This window comes from Bacillus sp. FSL W7-1346, from assembly GCF_038593335.1.
Taxonomy (GTDB): domain Bacteria; phylum Bacillota; class Bacilli; order Bacillales; family Bacillaceae; genus Bacillus; species Bacillus altitudinis.
In genome coordinates this window covers 3593416-3613754 of record NZ_CP151988.1, presented here as the reverse complement: position 1 = coordinate 3613754, position 20339 = coordinate 3593416, and the positions used below count along the sequence as shown (strand labels likewise).

Genomic DNA, 20339 nt, shown 5'->3' with positions numbered 1-20339 from the left:
GATGAAAATTGTGATCGCACCAGATTCATTTAAAGAAAGTTTATCTGCTTATGAGACAGCATGTGCCATTGAACGAGGATTTCGCTCTATTTTGCCACATGCAAAATATATGAAAATCCCAATGGCAGATGGAGGAGAAGGCACAGTTCAATCGTTAGTGGATGCGACAGGCGGAACCATTGTCCAGCAAGTGGTCACAGGTCCGCTTGACAAACCTGTGGATGCCTTTTTTGGTATGTTGGGAGATGGGCAGACAGCTGTCATAGAGATGGCAGCAGCATCAGGATTACATCTTGTTCCGCCAGAAAAACGGAACCCCTTATTCACGACGTCTAGAGGGACAGGAGAATTAATGCTTGCAGCGCTGGATAAAGGAGCGAAGCATTTAATCATTGGGCTTGGCGGAAGCGCAACAAATGATGGTGGCGTTGGCATGATGCAAGGTTTAGGTGCTTCTTTTCTCGATAAAGCAGGCCAAGACCTCACGCCGGGCGGTGGATCACTGAATCAATTAGCTTCTATTGATCTATCTCGACTGGATCCAAGATTGCGATCCGTCCGTCTGGAAGTGGCGTGTGATGTGGATAATCCTTTAACTGGTGAAAGAGGAGCGTCTGCTGTGTTCGGTCCTCAAAAGGGAGCAGATACAGAAATGGTTCAACTGTTGGACAAGAATTTATCTCATTTTGCACAAGTGGCTAAGCAGCAGCTTCATGTCTCCTTTGGGGATGCGGCAGGTGCAGGAGCGGCAGGAGGACTGGGCGCGAGTTTATTAGGCTTTTTACAGGCTGATCTGCAAAAGGGAATCGATATTGTACTGAAAGCCGTCCATTTTGCTGACGTACTAAAGGACGCTGACCTAGTCATTACAGGGGAAGGTCGGATTGATCAGCAGACCATTTACGGCAAAACGCCAATCGGTGTAGCCAAAGCTGCGAAACAATATGGACTCCCTGTCATTGGCATCGCTGGGTCCCTCTCAAAAGACAGTGCAGTCGTACATGATCATGGCATTGATGCACTTTTTAGTATTGTCCCTGGCGTCACGACTCTGGCTGAAGCCATGCATGATGCTAGTGTGCATGTAGAGAGAACAGCAAGGAATATTGCGGCTGTCATGACATTTGGAAGAGATAAGTAAATGATGAAAAATGTTTCCTTTTCTATCACATTCCTTTCTATAGAAATGTGGTAAAATGGTTCTAAATGAAAAAAAGTTGGAGGAAACACAAATGTCTAATCTACCGAATTGTCCATCGTGCAGTTCAACCTATACATACGAGGATGGCAGCATGCTTATTTGTCCAGAATGTGCGCATGAATGGTCGCTAGAACAAGAACAAGCGGCAGAGGAGCAGCTTGTTGTCAAAGATGCGAATGGAAATCTATTAAGTGATGGTGACACGGTCACTGTGATTAAAGATTTAAAAGTCAAAGGTTCTTCTTCGGTTTTAAAAATAGGGACGAAGGTCAAAGGGATTCGTTTAGTCGAAGGCGATCATAACATTGATTGTAAAATTCCTAGCTTTGGCGCGATGAAGTTAAAATCGGAGTTTGTGAAGAAAGTATAATATATGAAAAGAGGCTGTCGATCATCAGCCTCTTTTTTATTTCGATATTTATAGGTGAAAGGTATAATCTTAAACATCATTTCATACATATGTACCTGTTGAAAATGATTCTTTTTTTAAAAAATCAAGCCTCTTTTCTTATAAAAATTCACGCTTTTCTTAACCCTACCTTAAAAAAGGCAGATGACTCTCTAAATTTTGCCTAATCCCCTTCACAACTTTTGGGCATTGCTGTACCATATGGAAGTGTTCTTCTATTTTTGACGGATCATGGTGTTTATCAGGAAATAGATGATAGATGATACTTAGACAAAGAAGGAGAGGTAACGTGACGAACGTTTTAGAACTGCAAAATGTATCTAGGCATATTCGCGGGAAAAAGATTGTTCAAGACTTGAGTTTCTCTGTCCAAGCGGGCGAAGTCTTTGGCTTCTTAGGGCCGAATGGCGCAGGAAAAACGACAACCATTCGCATGATGGTCGGTCTTTCTCCCATTACATCTGGTGACATTCTGATTAATGGTCATAGTATTCAAACCTCATATCAGCATGCCATCCAAGATGTCGGTGCAATTATTGAAAATCCAGAAATGTATAATCATTTAACGGCGAGACAAAACCTTGTTCATTTTGCCAGAATGAATGGAAAAGTGGATGAAGGTCGAATTGATGAACTGCTAGAACTAGTTAGTTTGCAGCATGTGAAACATAAGCGTGTCCGTACGTTTTCATTAGGAATGAAGCAGCGTTTGGGGATTGCTCAGGCATTGATACATAAACCGAAACTGCTAATCTTAGATGAGCCGACCAATGGACTAGATCCAGAGGGAATTCGTATGATACGAGATTACTTGAGAAGGCTGGCAAAGGAAGAAGGGCTTGCTGTCATTGTTTCAAGTCACCTCATGTCAGAAATGGAATTGATGTGTGATCGTTTCGCCATTATCCAAAAAGGAAAGCTGATTGCGATTGAGGATCAGCGTGCAGAAACGAAGCAGGATGATTTGGTCAACTATCGTATGAAAGTAGCATCAAGTGAGCTAGAAGAAACTCAAAAGCTCATTAAAGCATTTGAGGAAGGCATCACAGTTAGAGAAGAGGAGCAGTACTTATTCTTCTCCATCCTAGAAGAGAAAATGCCACAATTGATTCGTCATTTGAGCGAGGCTTCTATTCATTTGTACGAAATCAAAATAGAAAAACAAACCTTAGAAGATAAGTTCTTAAGCTTAACAGGTAAAAAGGAGGCAGACGTATGATTCGCCTCATTCAAAACGAGTGGATGAAAATCAGTTATCGTGTGGGTACTTGGATTATGGTGGGGCTTCTTGTTTTAGGTATGATTGCGACGTTGATTTTTGCTGTTAAGACAAATGACGGAGATCAAGCATCCGGTGATTGGAAAACTGAGTTGCAAGAAATCAATAAAGCAAAGAAGCAAGAATTGAAAGAGGATAATATAAGCTTTTATAAGAGATCCCTTGAAACCGAAATAGCGATCAATGAGTATCGAATCAAACATGATTTACCTCCAGCCGATCAATTCGGTAAAAATGCATGGACTTATGTGGAAACAAATGCTAATTTGCTTCAGCTGGTCGGTGTATTTGTGATTATTATTGCAGCCACAATTGTCTCGGCTGAATATAAGCATGGTACAATTAAATTATTATTGATTCGTCCACCATCCAGGTTGAAGGTTCTTTTGTCTAAATACTTTACCGTTCAACTATATTCACTTTTCTTGATCGCTGTCCTATTTATCTTATCCTTTATCTTAGGTGCGATATTCTTTGGACTAAACAATGATTATGTGTATTTGGCTTATCAAAATGGTGAAGTCATTGAACGGTCTCAGTTTGCAAATATGGTCTCTTATTATTTGGCGCATTGTGCTATGTTTGTTGTATTAGGGACACTTTCTTTTGCCATCTCAACGGTGTTTAGAAGTGAGGCCATTTCCATAGCGATTAGTGTATTAGCCTATGTTGTGGGAGCATCCATCACAAGCATTTTGATGTTCTTCTTTGATTGGGCGAAATATTTATTGTTTGCCAACGATCCTGCACAGTATTTCGCAGAAACACCTACTTTTATCGAAGACATGTCCCTAGGTTTCTCACTAACGGTCCTAGTCATTTATTGGGCTATCTTCTTGGCGGTTGCTTTAATCGTCTTCCAAAAGCGAGAAGTAAAAACAGGTTAATTTAACTTTTTAGGAGGTTTCTATCAATGATTAAGCGTAAAGGTGAAAAAATTATGGGGATTATCAGTATTGTCCTCAACGTAATTGGTGTTGGTTTTGGGGCATTGATGCTCTCTGTGGACCCAGCATTTTATGAAGAAATGAATGAAATTTTACAAGAGGAAGGCAGCGCCTTGCCAGTTGAAACACTTGAGGCATCGGTTCATGCCTTTGGCGTTCAGTTTATGGTTGTTTCCGCAATTGCGGCTGTCTTAGCCCTTGTTGGTGTGATTGTTTTGAAAACAGACCGCCGTGCCGTGCTTTCTGGTATTCTTTTCTTGGTTTCGGCTGTGACTCTTTTAATTGGAACTGTTGGTCTTGCTTTCGTTCCGATGATCTTGTTGCTAATCGTTGGATTGATGTCACTAATTAGAAAACCGAAAACAGACATTCACACAAGTGAATATCCTTCATAATTCAAAGAAAAAGACATGCGCTGGTTTGCGCATGTCTTTCTTTTTATATGATGCCAATCAGTTTGGCGATGATGAGTAAAACGATACTGAACCCCCACATCCAAAAGAAGGAGTAGCGGATATGTTTCCCCATATCGACCCCTGCAAGACCGATGGCGAGCCATACAGCAGGTGCAAGGGGGCTGACAAAGGTGCCGATGATATTTCCAATCATCATGGCGTATGCCGCAGATGTCCCTGACACACCAACCTCTGATGTAATCGATTCGACAATCGGCAGAAGTGCATAATAATAAGCATCCGTACTTGTCAGCATATCAAGCGGAACCCCAAATATCCCTACAATGATATGTAAAAATGGCAGTAAGAAAGCTGGCAAAATGTGAATACTGTCCACTGCAATCGCCTTCAGCATGCCCGTTCCTTCAAGAATTCCTAAAAAAGAACCTGCGGAGAAAATTACAGCTGCCATCATTAGTGCACTTGGGGCATGTGCCTTTATTCGCTCCATTTGTAAATTCACATTTGGAAAGTTAATCAGAAGTGCTAGTGAAAGACCAATCATAAACATATAGCTAGCAGGAATCACGTTCAGCACAAGAAGGACAACAACAGCTAAAAATAGAATGAGGTTGACCCACATTAAGTGATAACGCTTTAAAGACGCATCGCCTGTTTCGCTGATCGATTGAATGGCACGATCCCAATCGGCGCCTTCTAATTGGACAGCGGCTACTTCATTTGCGGCGATTTTCACCCGAATTCGTTTTTCTTCTCTTTTTCCTAAAATGAATGCCATTCCTAATACGAGCACGACCCCGATCAGCTGAATGGGAATAAGCGGTACCCACAGTTCAGATGGGTCCATATTTAGAACACTTGCTGCCCGTCCTGTGGGGCCAGCCCATGGAATCATATTGGTTAATCCAGCACTTGTCCCGATTAACAAAAGCAATAAATAAGGACTCATATGTAATTTTTTATAAAGCGGAAGCAGTGCAGGTACAGTTAATAAAAAGGTGGTAGCTCCTGCTCCGTCTAAGTGTGCGATGACCCCAATCAAGGCAGTTCCCATCGCAACTGTGACAACATTTCCTTTTGTCAGCTTGATTAATGCTTTAATTACAGGTTCAAAGAACCCTGTATCTTGTAAAATGCCAAAAAATAAAATGGCGAAGATAAACATGGTCGCCACTGGCAATACTTTGATAATCCCTTGTTCAAAGAAAGTTTGAATGTCATTGATACCAAATCCCGCGATGAGCGCCCCTATTAAAGGCACCATGACCATGGCGACAATTGGACTCGCTTTCCCCCAAATCAGCAAAACAACAATCGTTAAAATAATCAACAATCCAACAAACGTTAACATAAGCCCCTCCCCCTACAATAAACCGTTTACATTTGTTTGTTTTTATACCAATGCAGTCCCACATCTGCATTGAAAAAAAGAGTATCAAAAATATGAGTATTAGGCAACCGCTTTCATACCTATACAATGGTAAAAAAGGATGGTGAATCCAATCGTGGCGCGGTGTTCAATATGTCAAAAAATTTAGATAAAAAATAATGATTCTATTGGTAATCTACTACCGGAAGAGATTTTATAGGTATTTAGATTCACTTAAAAGTAAAAAGCGCCCTTTGGATGGACGCTTCTTTCACGCTATTTTTTCAAAATAACGTATTCGTAAGGATTCAGTTGTAACTGTTGAGATGTATGCTGTCCAGTCAGCATATTTTCATAGCTTTCCGCTGAATCTAGTGAAATGTTCTGTTGCTGTTCTGTAAAATTCATCATAAACACAAAGTCCTGCGATCCATCTGTTCGTTTCTGGACACTGACGCCCTCTGGAATCGAAGAGGATAGGATCGGTTGTATGCCTATTCCTGTGATAAGGTCTTCGTAAAAATCATCATAAAACGCCTGCTCATTTTCAGAAGCCATATAGTATGCTTTCCCTTTGCCAAATGGACGGACAGTAAGGGCGGGCTGTCCTTCATAGCAGCCATTCTCAAAATGCCCTAACACAGAGGCTGTTTCAGGATGAATGGACTCGCAATATTGCCCGACATGATAAGTGCGTCCATTTCCTGTGGTCATTAAAACGTGTTCATCTGGCATCAATGTGTTGATTTCCTCTGCCCAAACACCAAGTACATGGCGGAGAGGACCGGGGAAACCACCAAGGAAACAGAGGTCGTTTTCATCGACCATGCCGCTCCAGTATGTTGCCACAAAAATGCCGCCCTCTTTGACAAATGCTTCGATCTTTTCTGCCACGCCTGGTTTGATCATGTAGAGCATTGGTCCAACAAGCACTCGATAGGATGAGAAATCCTTTTCCATCCCGACAATATCAACAGGGATGCCCTTTTTCCAGAAGCTTCGATAATGAGTTTGGCAAGCCTCTACATAGCGTTTGTTGGTATTATTTAAGCCTTGCGCATCATCAATTGCCCAATGGTTTTCCCAATCATATATGATGGCGACTTCTGGTTGAACGGATGTACCCGCAATCGGCTGAAGCTGCTCCAGCTGTTTTCCTAAATCAGCGACTTCTTGAAACACACGCGTGTGTTCATGTCCTGAATGATCCACAACAGCGCCGTGGAATTTTTCAGAGGCGCCTCGACCTTGTCTCCACTGGAAATAAAGGACGGAGTCGGACCCGTGGGCAATCGCCTGCATGGCAGAGAGGTGTGCCATTCCTTTATGCTTCACCTTATTCACTTCATGCCAGTTCACGAGGCTTGGTGTGCTTTCCATCACAAGAAACGGCTGACCGCCCTTTAATGAACGATACAAATCGTGAACGAAGGCGACGTTTGACGCTAATTCTGCAGTGGTTTCTCTGCCGCTATGCCATGCTGGATAGCTATCCCATGAGATCACGTCGACTTCTTTTGCAAATTGATGATAATCCAGTCCAAGAAATGGACGCATATGCGGATAGTCGCCCATAAAATTGGTGGTTACTGGCACATGAGGTGTTAATTCTCGTAGCGGTTCAATTTCATTTTGATAAAAATTGATCGTTTGTGCTGTGACAAAACGCTTCCAGTCTAGGTTCATGCCATGAATCATGTGCTCGCCATGAGGGGCTGGTGACTCGATTTGTGACCAATCGGTAAAGGTGTGGCTCCAAAATCCCGTCCACCATGCTTGATTCAAAGCTTCAAGGTCATGGTTGTATTTGTCTTTCAAATAGTCTCTAAATGCCTCTTGGCAAAGATCACAATGACATTCGCCGCCGTATTCATTTGAAATGTGCCACATGATCAGCGCTGGATGGTCCTTGTAGCGTTCAGCAAGCAAACGATTGAGTGTATTCGTTTTTTTTCGATAAACCGGCGAGGTGAAGCAATGATTATGGCGAAGTCCGTGTAAGTTGCGCTGGCGGTTTGCTTCAACGCGTAAGACTTCTGGATATGTTTGCGAGAGCCAAGCAGGTCTTGCTCCGCTTGGCGTGGCGAGAATAGCGTGAGCTCCCTGCGCTGCCAAGCGATCCATGATATCATCCAGCCAGGCAAAATCATATTCCCCTTCTTTTGGCTCGAGCTTGCTCCAAGCGAAAATGTTGATAGAGAATGTTTGACAGTGTGCAAGCTTCATTAATCGAAAATCTTCGTCAATGATCTCCGGCATATGAAGCCATTGATCAGGATTATAGTCGCCACCATGCAAAAAGCCTTTCACATTTGGGTGAACGAGTGGGTAACGCTTTCCCATTTTGTCACGTCCTATCTGTTTAATTACGGTGTCATTTGTTTAAATACATCAAGAGAAGGCAGGGCTTTTCCGTTGAAATCAAACATGGCCTGATTTTCCCAAGCATTCCCGACTGTGCCGGTTGTTTGAATATAAGCGAGCCCGTATTGACTAGACCACGGAGCACCTTTTGCTGGAATCCAAAGCGGCTCCCAATAAAAGAACCCTTTCCCGCGATTGTTTTTTACTTGTGAAATTTTTTCTGATAGATCTCGTATAAAAGATGCCTGCCCTTGTGGTGATGCTGGATAACCGGCTGTATTGACTGAATCTTGGTTAAATGAGTTATCGAGGTTGTCACCATTTGCTGTTGTAAAGCCGTAGGCGGTTTCTACCACGATGACATCTTTGTTATAGCGGGCGCTAATATCATTCATGTTGTTAGTAAGACCGCTAAATCCCCCGTCCCAATACGGGTAGTAAGATAAACCGATTGTATCGAACGAAACGCCTCGTTTGGTGATTTCATCAAACCACCAGCGAGATGCACCATTGTCCCCTCCATGTGCAAGATGAAGCATGACTTTGATGTTTGAATCGACAGAGCGGACAGCATTTGTCCCCGCTTTTAGCAAAGCAGCGAGTCGGTCAAATTCACCGCCGCCTTCACCCCAGCTTTTTCCGTTCGGCCAAAGCATACCTGAATTCAATTCATTCCCGACCTGCACCATATTTGGTAGGGCATTTTGTGCTTTCATCGCTTTAAGTACATCGCTTGTGTAAGTGCCAACCGCTTTCTCTAAATCGCTTTGCGAGAGATTGGTCCAAGCTTTCGGTTTGAACTGTTTACCGGGATCGGTCCAGAAATCACTGTAGTGAAAATCAAGCAGCACTTTCATGTTTTGTGCTTTTGCACGTTTCGATAGAGCAATGGCGGTATTTAAATCGTTTGTCCCCCCGTTATAGGCACGGCCTTGGTTGTCGTATGGATGGTTCCAGAGTCTGATGCGCACATAGTTGACACCTTTCTCTTTTAATAGCTTGAGCGGATCAACCTGCTGCCAGTTTTGGTTGTAGTATTTGCCGCCGCTTCGCTCCACTTCTGCGAGCATGGAGATATCGGCTCCTTTGATGAAATCACCTTGCAATCCATTGATCGGTTTCACCGAAATCGTATCAGCCTTTGCTTCAGGCAGAATACCTAATCCCATCAGAAAGAAAACGACAACAGTGACAAGCAACCATTTCTTCATCAAATCTCCCCTTATCCTTTTGTCCCGCCTTGTGTGAGGCCGGATACAAATTGTTTTTGTAAAACAAGAAACAATAAAGCAACTGGAATCGCAATGAGTAAAGCCCCGGCTGCAAAGGTCGTGTAGCTGGCACCCATTTTGTCTGATACAAGATTGTATAGACCGATTGGGAGCGTATACATTTCGGGTGAGCGGACAATGACACTGGAGATGATGAAATCACCCAGCGGTCCTGTAAATGAGTTGATGGCAACAACGGCTAAAATCGGCTTGGCAAGCGGCATAATAATTTGGATGAAAATCCGGAAATGCCCTGCGCCATCCATTCTGGCTGATTCATCGAGATCCTTTGGAATCGCATCAAGATAGCCTTTCATTAAATACGTATTCATCGGAATTTGTCCGCCTGCATAAATCAAAATCAATGCAAGGTGGCTGTTAATGAGTCCAAGCATTTGAGCCAATACAAATATGGCAATCAGTGCTGAAAATTGAGGAATCATTTGCAGCAGCAAAAAGAGCATCAGTCCATTCTTGCGTCCTTTGAATCGGAACCTAGAAAAGGCATAACCTGTAAAGCTAACAAGGATCAACGTTAAGAGCATAGTCGCAATACTGATTTTCATTGAGTTCCAATACCATTTCGCATAAAGTGCTCCCTGACCGAAGAAGAGTTCTGTAAAGTGGCTGAACGTTGGATTCTTCGGAAACATGCTTGTGCTCATCAGGCTGTTCCCAGGATTAAAGGAAGCGCCGATCGTCCAAAGGAGTGGATATAGAATACAAACGGAGGCAATGAAAAGGATGAAATAAGTGATACTCAGGCGAATGAGCTTATTTTGTTTTGATCCCATATCACATCATGTCCTCCTCTTTGAAGGAATTCGTTCTCTTAAACTGCCAAAGTGCAATGGCAATGACGAAGATTGATAGTAAGATCGTAACAGCGGCAGCAAGTGCATATTGAGAAGACTGCATCGTCAGTTTGTAAATCCAAGACACTAAGATGTCTGTGCCCCCCGCTGTGGATCCAGCAACAGGCGGCCCCCCGCCATTAAATAAATAGATGATATTAAAGTTGTTAAAGTTAAACGTATACTGCGTGATTAATATAGGTGCAATTGAATAGAGGACAAGCGGTAATGTAATGGAACGGAATTTCTGAAAGAAATTTGCCCCATCAATGGTTGCAGCCTCGTATAAATCTTCAGGAATGGCCTGCAAAACGCCAGTTGTCATAATGAACACAAAAGGAAAACCAAGCCAAGTCTGCATCGCAATAAGAGCGATTTTGCTCCAAAATGGATCTGTCAGCCATGGTTTTGGATCAATTCCAATCGATGCAAAAAGGGTATTGTTAATCGCACCAAACGTGTCGTTAAACAATCCAGCAAACACCAAAATGGTCACAAATCCTGGAACAGCCCACGGCAGAATCAAAATCGTTCTGAAAAACCGTTTTCCTTTTAAATCTTTTTGATTGAGCAGAACCGCTAGGAAAATGCCGACAGCACATTGAAGGGTCGATGCAGCCAACGTCCATACGACCGTCCAGCCTAGTACATCAATGAATGTGTCTCTCCAAATATCGATTGAAAAGATATTTTGAAAGTTTTTGATGCCTACCCAATCAATGAGATTGGCAGGAGGCGAGTGGTATAAATCATAGTTTGTAAAGGCCAGCGCAAAGCTGAACATAATAGGAAAGACAACAGAGAATAGAAGTAAAAAGAAAGCAGGAGTGCTCATTAAGTAAGGAAAGCCTTGGTCGATGAGCTGATGGTATTGAGCACGGATGGAATGAAGCGGAACCCCTTGATCACGTTTCTTTCCGTTCATAAATGCATCTCGTATCATGAGTACATAAAAACCGATGCCAAATCCAGCTGTTAAAAGTGCAATAATTCCTTTTGCTAAAAGGAAAACAGAGTTGTCACGAGGCAGCATCGTACCAAGTGTGAACAGCCCCCAGAAGCCAATATTGAATAAATCATAAAACACTACTAGAAAAGAAACGCCAAACAGGAAAAAGAGTGCCCCTTTGCCATACTGTTTGTTGTATATTTGCCCCATCCCGGGTATAAGAGAGAACATTAGCGCCCGTCTCCGGTGTGTCTTTGATTCCACTATGTGTGTGCGGTCTAGTTCAAGGTTACCCGTCACGTCTAACACCTACTTCATATGAAATTAGATCAAGTGCAGGCAGCATGATAGATGAACAGCTACCTGCGCTTGATGTTTATTTGGAGTGATTCGCTTTAATTTGCGAGTCGATTTGTTTGACCGCATCATCAAATGCTTTTTTCACATCGGTACGGCCAGTCGCAATCAGTCCTAATGCACTGTCAATCGGCTTCCACACCTCTGCCATTTCTGGATTGTTCGGTGTCAGCGTGGCATATTTCGTTTGCTTTGAAACAGCATCCGCATTTGCGTTTTCAGTAATGACTGGGTCTTTCATCAGCTTTTTCACTGGTGGAATTTCCTCTGTGACTTCAAAGCGCTTTTTCGAATTTTTTTCGTTCGTGATAAACTCAACAAATTTCTCGGCAAGTTCTTTATTTTTAGAATAAGAGGAGACGTTGTAGCTCTTTACACCTAAGAACGAGCTCATATGTTTTCCGTTAGGGAGTGTTGGCAGTTCCGTCACGCCATAGTCGATACCCGCTTCTTTATAAGGACCAAATGACCATGGACCAGAAATCACAGCCGCTGCCTTTTTCTCAGTGAATAAGGAATTGAGGACATTGATTCCTTGCTCACCAATGATGCCTTTCGGGAAAAGACCTTCGCTAAAGAATGTCTGAATGTATTTTCCGCCTTCGATGGCACCATCGTTATTAAGACCAATATCATTGACGTCATAAGACCCATCGTTTTTCTGTTTGAAAATATAGCCGCCTGAACCGCCTAATACACTTTGTGCGTAATAAATTTCATCCCACTTCGCAACAAAACCGTATTTCCCGTCCTTTGTCAGCTTTTTCGAAAGGTCATACCAGCCATCGAGTGTCGTTGGTGCCTTTTTCACAAGGTCTTTGTTATAGAAAAGCACAGTGGTTTCAACGGATTTTGGCAGGCCATACAGCTTACCATCTACCGTTTGTGATTGAATCGATTCGTCTGTGAAGGAATTGATTACTTTTTGATCTGGTTTGATTTCTTGTAACAATCCCTCTGTGACAGCTGATCCAATTTGGTCGTGAGGCATGGTGATGACATCTGGACCAGTGCCGGCTGCGCCATCAAGACGAAGCGCTTCAATTTGGTCGGCATATGCTTTTTCGACTACTTTGACTTTCACGTCGTTTTGTTTTTCAAATTCTTTGACAGCGTCTTGAATCCCATCAGACTTTTTGACATCCTCCCACACTAGCAAGGTCTTTGTACCTGTAGATGCCGGCTGTGTACCGCTTGAATTGTCATCTCCTGGTCCGCATGCTGACAGCAGAAGCACAGCAGTACCAACGACTGCCGATAATGTCGCCCATTTTCCCTTTTTCATTCGTAATCCCCTCTCGTTCTTTTTTCACAGATGATAAGAAAACGCTTTCTTAATGTGAGAATATCAACTTGAGTAAAAAAAGTAAACACATTTTATTAAATTTATTAAGTAAAATTTTTTACTGAAATAAAGAGAAAAGAAGCCCACCATATACGGCAGGCCTTCCAGCTGTTTATATCGTGCTTTTCCGAAAGACAGGTTCTGAGGCAATCAGCACGGTTTTTGGTAATGTTCTGCCATCAACAAGTCTTTCTAAAAGTAAATCGACAGCTGTTTCGCAAAGTAAAGAGGTATGGATGTGATAAGTTGTGAGCGGTGGTGACACATATTGAGAGACGTGAATATCGTTGATACTAAAGACACTCACTCGATTTGGTAAAGAAAAACCGCGTTCATTTAATGCTTGTAAACAGCCTATCGCAAGAGGATCACTTGCGACACAAAAAGCGGTTGGCAGGTGATCACCGAGCTCGTCGATCGCCTTCATCATCAATGAATAGCCTTCATCTACAGAGAAGTGGTGACCGATATAGACCAATTGTTCATCCAGTTTGTTGTGTGCTGTCATGTACTGGCGGAAGGTCGTTTCACGAATATCTGGAATCCGCCTATTTGTATTGAGATCAAGATCTGTCCCGCCAATAAATCCGATGGATGTGTGCTGTTTTTCGATAAAAGAATCAATAATCTTTTCTACAATTCGTTTCAGGTTTGGTTTTACAGAATCAAAGCGGTCTTCATCTGGTGATGTATCAATAAAGACGATATGTTTTGTGATCGCATATAATTGATCCAGCTCAGTTTTTTTAAATCGACCGATGGCGATGATGCCTTCTGTAGAAGGATCAATAGAATGAAGACCATCAGATGGGTTGTAAGCGGTAACATTTAAGCTTCGGGTATTGGTGAGTTCCTCGATGCCTAGACGAATGGATTTAAAATAAATATCTTCAAGCTCTTCTTTTTCAGTCATCCAATAGAGAAAGGCAATTTTTTTTAGTGAATGTTTGAATGTCTTTTTTTGATAGGACAAAGCTTCTGCTGCCGCGTATACTCTCTCACGTGTTTGATTTGTAACAGATAGGTTGGGATCTTGGTTCAATACGCGAGACACGGTGGCGATGGATAATCCGGCTTTTTCCGCAATGTCCTTTATTTTAGCTGCCAAGTCAGCACCTCCTATAGAAAATATCTCCTTTCAGTATAGAGTCTTTAAAAAAATTAGTAAATATTTTTATTAAATTGATTGCGTTTAGACTGATCTTTACGATCCCGAAAGGAATTAGTAAGATATATGTATTGAAGATGTAGGATTAAGATTTCTGATAGGAGAGGGACAGATGTATTATGATGCACTGAAGACATTTGTGACAGTGGTAGAAGAGAAAAACTTTACAAAAGCAGCTCAGAAGCTACGGATTTCTCAACCGAGTGTCAGTCTTCACATTAAGAATTTGGAGCAGGAATTTCAGACGGTTCTGCTCAATCGTTCGCCAAAGCAATTAACGGTGACGCCAACTGGGGATATGCTGTACCATCGATCAAAACAAATCATTCGTTTATATGAACAGGCGAAGCAGGATATTTATGAGCATCATCATCTGGCACGAGGGAAGCTCACGATTGGAGCGAGTTTTACCATTGGGGAGTATGTGCTGCCGCAAATCTTGGCACAATTTCATCAGCTTTATCCGCATGTTGATATTGAGGTAGTCATTGATAATACAGAGGCGATCGCTAGACATGTTCGGTTGTTCCATGTCGACATCGGACTGATCGAAGGACAAACCAATGACAAAGAACTCTCTGTGGAAACGTTTCTAGAGGATGAACTGTATATCGTTGCCCCATTAGACCATCCGTTTGCAAAGAAAAAGGATGTCACCATTGATCAATTGCAAAATGAAACATGGATCACAAGAGAAGAAGGATCTGGGACAGGAGAATACTTACAGCACGTCTTGAAATCAAATGGACTGAAAGCGCGGACTTTTGTGACATTTAGCAGCAATCAAGCGATTAAAGAAGCTGTCATTCATGGAATGGGGCTGTCTGTTTTATCTAAATATGTGCTCCAGCGGGGCAGCATTGGCGGGGAATTGGCTGTCATTTCTGTGAGGGGAATGGACTTTAAACGGACATTTTCATATGTTGAATCCCCGATGACAGGTGGGAATAAGAATAAGGAATTGCTTGTTGAGTTGTTGAGAAAAGAGAGAAAAGACGCTTCTCCGCAGTAGGAGAAACGTCTTTTTTTTATAATCCTTTGATGTTGATTTCATCGACTGGTAGGAAAATCTCACCTGTATCTGTGTACTTCATGGTGACTTGATCGCCTTCTTTTAAATAAATAATAAGAGGCTCTTTTTCAGATGACATGGTGTAGTTTTTCCCATCGTCTAGTAAGAAGGTGACGGTTGTATAATCACCGGTCTTTTCCTTATACACCCTTTTCACTTTACCTGTTGACTCTTTCTTTTCTTGCTTTGATGAACTATTGACGGTACCGCCGCCTTTTTGAAGAGCTGTTTTATAGGCTCTTAGTGCTTCATTTGGTGTAGAAGCGTATGCGGCGATCTCAGGATTGGCTGCCGAAACAATAAAGTAGTTTTGCAGGAACCCGTTTGAATCGAGAACAGGTGTAAGCCAGCTGGCTTCCCCGTAGAAATTATAAAGAATCGGCATGCGGCCCTTCCATTTCTTCTCGATAAATCGTTTCTCAATAATTTGCAAAGCTCCCTGTGAATCCATGTAGGATTCTTCAAGATTACCCGTATAATACGTAGCTTTTCCTGTTCGGGCATTTGTCAGTGCATACCCGAGCATGGAATCAACGCCCTCTTTTGGACTGGTGAAATCTGTGAAGTAATACATATCCCCTTTTGAATCAAACACTGGACTTACATTGGCTTCCGTTCCCTCGTCTGAAGGCAGTTTCACATCTGATTTTCCAAACATACTGTTCCAGAAACCATGAACATAGTTGCCGAAGTAACTATTTTGCAGACTGACGGCCTCTGGCGAAACAGCGCCATCAATAAAGGCTGGTACTTTGTCTAAGGAATATTTCTTCGTTTCACCCGTTTTGGCATCCACAACAACCACACCTGAAGCTTTAAACCCGTTTCGTGCAGAGATGAAATCTCCAAATGTTTGGATGTAATAAGGCTTGCCATCATCATTGATCTCGAGCTGCGTATCTCCATAGAAAATCAAATCTGGATACTGAAGACGGATATGCCGCTCAATTTCCTTATTGAAATAGGAAGAAGGCGTATAGACCATCTCGGTTTTCACAAACTTTGGATTGGCAGATGAGTCGGTCGCACTTAATGTAAAGTAACCCGGTGTGCTACCAGAACGAATCCATTTAAAGAAATCGGAGAACTCGACGGGTGCGATATACACATACTCACCATTGACCTTCTGAATTTGCAAGCTGCCAAGCTCGTAGTAACTCGTGTTTGGCACCTGTCCGAACGATTTCTTCATCTTATTGCGAGCAAATTGCGGTGGTACACTCGCAGGTGTCTCTGTCTCATCGAACGCTTTGATTTCGACTTTTTGCTCCATTTTAGACACGTCGAATTTCTCATTTGCATTAAATAGAAAAGCGGTTGCCATATAAACACCGAGCAACAATAAAATGAGAAATAATACGCCTTTGATCTTTCGCTCCAATCCCACTGATAAAAAGGCACCTGCTGCTGTCACAACAAGTCCAATGAGCCACAGTGATGATGGGTTGCGGTCTAAATTGGTGATGTAGTAGAAGCCGAAAATCCCGATGATGAACAGCAGGGCAAGTCCTGCAATCCACATAAGCGGCACCTGTTGTTCAGTCCCTTTCTTTCTAACGATCAACCTGAGTGGTGTGAGCAAAAGGGTCAAGACAAGACCGATCACAACCGAAAATAACAACATATATCCCACAAACAGATCTCCTTTCAAATCAATCACTCTTTTAGTATATACGAGTGAGACAGGGAAAAGATTCACCGGATAGAAGGTTCATTTAAATGCCGATCGAGTCGATGGTGGATTGAACATCTTCTTTCAGCTCAAAAAATGTGAGTCTTTTTTCGATTTTTTCGATTAAGGCGTCAATGGCTTCACCTGACATATGGGTTTGGATGTTCCTTTGATGTTTGTACACGTTAATCAGAAGGTCATCAATCAGATCTACTATTTTTTTGGCTTCTTGACGATCCTCTGCAAATTCATTTTGAAGCTGATGCCGGATGGCTCTGATCAGCGCTGTTTTCTGTTCTTCTTTGATCTTTGCTTTCAAAGCAGCCAGCTCTGCTGGTGTCATGTCTTCCGTGTTAAAGTTTGCTTTTGAGAAAATGGAGCTTGATGTATGCGTATCTGTCATTCTTTGCAAAAAACGATCTGCATCTGTTGGTTGTTTCTTTGAAAATTCCATTTATCGTTCTCCTTAAGAAATACCCATGTTCTTGGCTAGGGCCGTATCTGCATCGTGGTATTGTTTTCCTAGCTGGCTCATATCATCTGATACCGAGTCCAACCACCTTTTCATATTCATCGCATGATCAATCGCTGCATCATACTTTTTAACTGAATAGAACTCATTGTCAAGACCCTCTGTTTTTAAGTGGCGAATGACAGCATCCACATCTGAAGCCGTCAGCTGATCATACGAGCCAAAACCGACAATTTGTTTGTATCTTGAACGTACTCGTTCTACCGATTGATCCACTTTGTCATCGAGTTTCTCAATTTTGCGAATGATTTGCTGCATATGGTGCTCGGCATATGTGGAGAATGTACGACCTGTGTTCATGAGAACATGCGACTTGATTAAAATCGCTACCACACTTTGCGGGTGAACATTTGATTGGCTCAATTGATGTAACATGGCGGCAGTGAGAGAAGGGTTTTTTCTCAACATATCATCAATGGTTTGAACGGAGCCATCTGACGAAAAGGAATACCGGTCTAAGCCATGGCTGCCGGCGAGGGCTTCAAGAAATAAATTCGCATCAAGTGAAGGATTCACACTCATTGCTCGATTGAGGAGATTTTTCATAAATTGGACGGCTTTTGAGGAGTCCTCAGTGTAATCGACGCCTTCAGGTAAAGCGGCATCATACATCACTTTCACACGACCGATTTCCGTCGTATGTCGATTTAAGAGAGATAGCCCGTCATTGAGATTGATATATTCTGTTAATCTACTACGGTAATCACCTTTTAATGCTTTGGCTTGCAGACCATCCGATAGATTTGGGTAAATATTCGGATTCTCAAAGGTGACCCCGCCTTTAATAAAATCATTTTTGACAAGAACATAAGAAGCATTTGACCCGCCAAGTGAATGCCCTGTCACATACATCTTCGCATTCGGCATTTTCTTATGGATCTCTTTCGCATACCGGTCCGCTTGCACCATTTGATTCTCTGCGCCGTGTTCAAAAGGGATATTTTTAATTAAATACTTCGTATCTGAAATCAACCAATCTTGTACAATCTCATTTGTATAGGTCGTTGTCCCTGTCGTCACCTTCGTCGTCACTTCCTTTGACGTCTCTGACTGGCTAAAAGGAGGCAGCTTTGTCAAAATGGTAGAAAGAAGATCATCTGACTCTTTTTTTCCATGTTTTTTAATGGTATCTTTATATTGGCCTGCGCCAATCGGTTCTGACCCGCGGTAGGCGATGACGGCGTTTTTAATTTTTGTGAGGTCTTTTCCTTTACCGGATCTAATATAGTCATCCGTTGAAACGAGAGTCAATGCGTTAAGTCCTTTTTCTGTTTCTTTATAGTCAATGACATACAATTTCCTGTCCTGGCTTATAGCTATGTCACTATATTTTTTATAATTATCTATTTTATAGGATGCATTCGAAATAAAATTATAGTCTTTGTCGCTAAGTTGAAAGTGTGATCTATTTTTAGACAAAATTGTCACTCCTGTAATATTTATCATGAATATTATAATTTAAAGTATATTAAATATCTATAATATGAGCGAGAAAATCTATTAATAAAAATATTTGAAGGTGGATATTTTTGATGAAAAGCACGTTGAAAATTGTATTTCTTTTGTTCACTATTGCAATCATTTTGGTAGTGACACTTATACTACAACAAGTTAAGGAAAAAAAATCAAGTGATTCTGGAGGTAAGACTATCGTGGAAGAAAAAAGCGATCAAGTTAAGGCAGAAGAATTCGCAGAAAAGATGAAGCCAAAAATTGAAGAACGCCTACATAAAGAAGATATTCACAATTTTATTAAAACTATTACATTTAAAAAGAATGTATCTATAAGCCCTATGGGTTATGTCACAGTTGATGGATATATAAATAATGATGCAGAAAAATATCACTTTTCTGCATCATTAATATACAAAACTAACGAAATCGGTTCGATGAGTCATTCCCCTGATTTATCAGATCGTTTTATAGACTGGGATGAATATAAAGATGAACCTAAAGTGAAAGAAAATTTTTTGAATAGTCTCTCTGAAAAAGAACGTGAACAGTATCTCAAGGATATTGGAGAAAAAGAGTAAAAAACATTCGTTATCAGTTTGTTCCCTATAAATGATGACTAAAGTAATATGCTATTAATCAATAAAAACACTTTCATTTAAAGGAGAGATTTCATCCATGGCAAATAAAAAGAAATTGATCTTGGATGTAGACACTGGAATTGATGATGCGATTGGTATTTTGCTTGCAGTGAAAAGTAAGCGGTTTGATATGTTGGGGATCACAACGGTGTGCGGGAATGTGTCTGTTGAAGCGGCGACGTTGAATACGTGTAAAGTGCTTGAGCTGGTTGAGGCAGAGGAAATCCCTGTCATCAAAGGTGCAGTAACGCCTCTTTTAAGAGCCCCTCATTATGAACATCGGGTGCATGGGGAGGATGGAATTGGTGGCGCTTTAAAGGAAGCCCGGTCTAAGAAGACCGCAGATGAAGGTTTTGCGCCTGATTTTATCATTGACCAAGTGCTGAAGTATTCGAAGCAGGTTACGCTTGTGTTGACAGGGCCGTTAACGAATTTAGCCCTTGCGGTAAAAAAATGCCCTGAGCTGATTCATCATGTGAAAGAAGTCATTTTTATGGGAGGTGTCGTGCAGGGACAGGGGAATGTCACACCGGTTGCGGAATTTAATACATATGCAGATCCAGAAGCGGCGAAATTGGTGCTGGAGGCAGGTTTCCCTTCATTGACTCAAGTAGGGCTGGATGTCACGAGACAGGTCTTGTTAACGGATGAGAGAATTGATGCCATTCAAAATGAAACGTTAGCCAGTTATATCAGAGAGAGCACAAGCATTTACCGCCAGCGCTATTTTGAGCGGAATGGGGTGTGGGCATGTGCCATGCATGATCCGCTTGCTGTAAGTCTTGCAATTGATAAACAACTTGTGAATACACAGGCTTTTCATGTAGAAGTGGAGACGAAGAGTGAGTTCTGCGATGGTCAAATGATATGTGATTTTCAGCACCAATGGGGAAAAGATCGCAATCTTCAAGTGTGTATGGATGTAGATGCTGAAGGGTTTTTTGATTTAATGATCAAAGTCTTGAATTCTTAAAAAAGAAGTCTGTGCAAACAGGCTTCTTTTTTATAAGATGGGAACATGAGGAAATGTATGCGCTCACA

18 protein-coding genes are annotated in these 20339 nt (G+C 41.9%); 8 read left to right on the top strand and 10 right to left on the bottom strand.

The genetic code is table 11. The annotated features are described in order from the left end of the window. Position 1 precedes the first annotated feature (1 nt). The 5 genes from NST09_RS18605 (at position 2) to NST09_RS18585 (ending at position 4231) form a co-directional block, all read left to right on the top strand. Entirely contained in the window at positions 2–1141 is a 1140-nt protein-coding gene (locus NST09_RS18605; RefSeq protein ID WP_342493203.1) for a glycerate kinase, read from the top strand. 91 nt (positions 1142–1232) lie between these two features. Beyond that, positions 1233–1571, top strand: a complete 339-nt coding sequence (locus tag NST09_RS18600; RefSeq protein ID WP_017359922.1) for a zinc ribbon domain-containing protein YjdM — start codon at positions 1233–1235, stop codon at positions 1569–1571. A 328-nt stretch (positions 1572–1899) separates the two neighbouring features. After that, the gene (locus NST09_RS18595) at positions 1900–2829 is read left to right on the top strand and encodes an ABC transporter ATP-binding protein (RefSeq protein ID WP_081038934.1); all 930 of its coding nucleotides are present in this window, start codon (positions 1900–1902) and stop codon (positions 2827–2829) included. Then, a complete protein-coding gene (locus NST09_RS18590; RefSeq protein WP_035390029.1) occupies positions 2826–3776 on the top strand; it encodes an ABC transporter permease subunit in 951 nt (316 codons plus the stop codon). Before NST09_RS18595 ends, NST09_RS18590 begins: the two co-directional genes overlap by 4 nt. A 26-nt stretch (positions 3777–3802) precedes the next feature. Beyond that, positions 3803–4231 carry a DUF4064 domain-containing protein gene (locus NST09_RS18585; protein WP_007497283.1) on the top strand — a complete coding sequence of 143 codons (429 nt, stop codon included), beginning with the start codon at positions 3803–3805 and terminating at the stop codon, positions 4229–4231. 43 nt (positions 4232–4274) lie between these two features. Here NST09_RS18585 and NST09_RS18580 read toward each other — a convergent pair whose 3' ends face one another. The 7 genes from NST09_RS18580 to NST09_RS18550 form a co-directional block, all read right to left on the bottom strand. Continuing rightward, entirely contained in the window at positions 4275–5603 is a 1329-nt protein-coding gene (locus NST09_RS18580; RefSeq protein ID WP_035390026.1) for a citrate:proton symporter, read from the bottom strand. A gap of 294 nt (positions 5604–5897) precedes the next feature. After that, positions 5898–7964 carry a beta-galactosidase gene (locus NST09_RS18575; protein WP_342493202.1) on the bottom strand — a complete coding sequence of 689 codons (2067 nt, stop codon included), beginning with the start codon at positions 7962–7964 and terminating at the stop codon, positions 5898–5900. Positions 7965–7987: 23 nt separating this feature from the next. Beyond that, positions 7988–9196, bottom strand: a complete 1209-nt coding sequence (locus tag NST09_RS18570; RefSeq protein WP_039962843.1) for a glycosyl hydrolase 53 family protein — start codon at positions 9194–9196, stop codon at positions 7988–7990. 11 nt (positions 9197–9207) lie between these two features. Next, positions 9208–10050 (bottom strand): sugar ABC transporter permease, encoded by an 843-nt coding sequence (locus tag NST09_RS18565; RefSeq protein WP_007497274.1) that lies wholly within the window; start codon positions 10048–10050, stop codon positions 9208–9210. Position 10051: 1 nt separating this feature from the next. Further along, positions 10052–11290, bottom strand: coding sequence for a sugar ABC transporter permease (locus NST09_RS18560; RefSeq protein WP_007497272.1), 1239 nt, complete (start codon positions 11288–11290; stop codon positions 10052–10054). Between the two features lie 145 nt (positions 11291–11435). Next, positions 11436–12701 carry an extracellular solute-binding protein gene (locus tag NST09_RS18555; RefSeq protein WP_008347347.1) on the bottom strand — a complete coding sequence of 422 codons (1266 nt, stop codon included), beginning with the start codon at positions 12699–12701 and terminating at the stop codon, positions 11436–11438. Between the two features lie 172 nt (positions 12702–12873). Next, a complete protein-coding gene (locus tag NST09_RS18550) occupies positions 12874–13869 on the bottom strand; it encodes a LacI family DNA-binding transcriptional regulator (protein WP_025208261.1) in 996 nt (331 codons plus the stop codon). A 172-nt stretch (positions 13870–14041) separates the two neighbouring features. Here NST09_RS18550 and NST09_RS18545 point away from each other — a divergent pair, with 172 nt between their 5' ends. Beyond that, complete coding sequence (locus NST09_RS18545) at positions 14042–14941, top strand: LysR family transcriptional regulator (RefSeq protein ID WP_017359912.1); 900 nt, start codon at positions 14042–14044, stop codon at positions 14939–14941. A gap of 16 nt (positions 14942–14957) precedes the next feature. Here the strand turns inward: NST09_RS18545 and NST09_RS18540 are convergent, their stop codons facing one another. From NST09_RS18540 to NST09_RS18530, 3 genes are all read right to left on the bottom strand, one after another. Continuing rightward, positions 14958–16634 carry a hypothetical protein gene (locus tag NST09_RS18540; protein ID WP_008347341.1) on the bottom strand — a complete coding sequence of 559 codons (1677 nt, stop codon included), beginning with the start codon at positions 16632–16634 and terminating at the stop codon, positions 14958–14960. Positions 16635–16716: 82 nt separating this feature from the next. Next, positions 16717–17127: a hypothetical protein gene (locus NST09_RS18535; RefSeq protein WP_116306528.1), complete on the bottom strand. Its 411-nt coding sequence runs from the start codon at positions 17125–17127 to the stop codon at positions 16717–16719. Between the two features lie 12 nt (positions 17128–17139). Then, positions 17140–18624 carry a lipase gene (locus tag NST09_RS18530; protein WP_342493201.1) on the bottom strand — a complete coding sequence of 495 codons (1485 nt, stop codon included), beginning with the start codon at positions 18622–18624 and terminating at the stop codon, positions 17140–17142. Positions 18625–18737: 113 nt separating this feature from the next. Here NST09_RS18530 and NST09_RS18525 point away from each other — a divergent pair, with 113 nt between their 5' ends. Beyond that, positions 18738–19238: a DUF1433 domain-containing protein gene (locus NST09_RS18525; protein WP_116306524.1), complete on the top strand. Its 501-nt coding sequence runs from the start codon at positions 18738–18740 to the stop codon at positions 19236–19238. Positions 19239–19335: 97 nt separating this feature from the next. After that, positions 19336–20271 carry a nucleoside hydrolase gene (locus NST09_RS18520; RefSeq protein WP_342493200.1) on the top strand — a complete coding sequence of 312 codons (936 nt, stop codon included), beginning with the start codon at positions 19336–19338 and terminating at the stop codon, positions 20269–20271. The last annotated feature ends 68 nt before the right edge of the window (positions 20272–20339 follow it).